We start from the raw sequence: 908 nt of genomic DNA on the forward strand, positions 1-908 counted from the left end.
GTTCCGGAAGAAGTACTTGACCTATGGGCTTTATTAAATAAGCATACACAAGAAATTAAATGTGGTGAGTAACGCATCACCTAACAAAAGGGTCGTACTGACGCCTGGCGGCGCATTTTATTAAGTCGTTATGCATCAAAAATTCGGAGTTTATTTTGAGCAAACGAGAAATAAAGTTTCTGAATTGTATGATTCAGAAGTATGAACAAGAGCAACCAAGATCATTTATTAAGAAGTTGTTAGGTTTCATAGCCTGCCTACTTTTGGGTGCAGGTGTGGGTGTTTTATACAGTTTAAATAAACATGGACATGTAGATGTAATTTATTTAGTTGCCGCATCTGCTTTGCTTGGTGCATATATCAGTTTTATATCGATAGTTAGCGCAAGCGCAAAAAATTGGCCATTTTTAAAAAAACACTTAAATATAAAGTCAATGAAACAGCGTATTGAGGACCTAAATGCATAACAAGGCAATCGTGCATCGCGCCAGTAAGCTGGCGCTGGACCTCCGTTTCGGCGCTTCGCTCCTATACTCTGGCTGCACATTGCGGCGTTAGGCACACAAGGAGATCACCATTAAGTGGCAATTATTTAAAGAACTAGATGTTCCTTGTTCAGATATTTCATACCAATGGATTTCTGAGCGTGGCGCTCGTTTAATTGTGACCATGCATTTTTCTAGAGTTATTGGTGGCTGTAATAAAGATCTTGAACTGACTTTCTCAGATCCCATTGCTCTGCAATGGGAAGATGAGTCTTATGGCATTATTGATCTTCCTGACACTCTTCCAAAGTGTTCGAAAGTAGGTTTCACAAGCTGGACGTATCCAACTTTGATTGTTCCAGGCTCTAATTGGGCTAATGTGTATGCGGCTAGAACGCATACAGAAGAAGAGTATAAAAATCA

At 39.6% G+C, this 908-nt stretch carries 2 protein-coding genes; both read left to right on the forward strand.

Annotated features, from left to right (window positions below; all coding sequences use genetic code 11):
- Positions 1-155 precede the first annotated feature (155 nt).
- Positions 156-467, forward strand: a complete 312-nt coding sequence (locus tag KCG35_RS25705) for a hypothetical protein (RefSeq protein ID WP_215822714.1) — start codon at positions 156-158, stop codon at positions 465-467.
- Positions 468-663: 196 nt separating this feature from the next.
- Positions 664-908 (forward strand): hypothetical protein (locus KCG35_RS25710; protein WP_215822716.1); only part of this gene is annotated, 245 nt, incomplete at its 3' end.

It is taken from the genome of Zooshikella harenae, from assembly GCF_018837975.1.
GTDB lineage: Bacteria > Pseudomonadota > Gammaproteobacteria > Pseudomonadales > Zooshikellaceae > Zooshikella > Zooshikella harenae.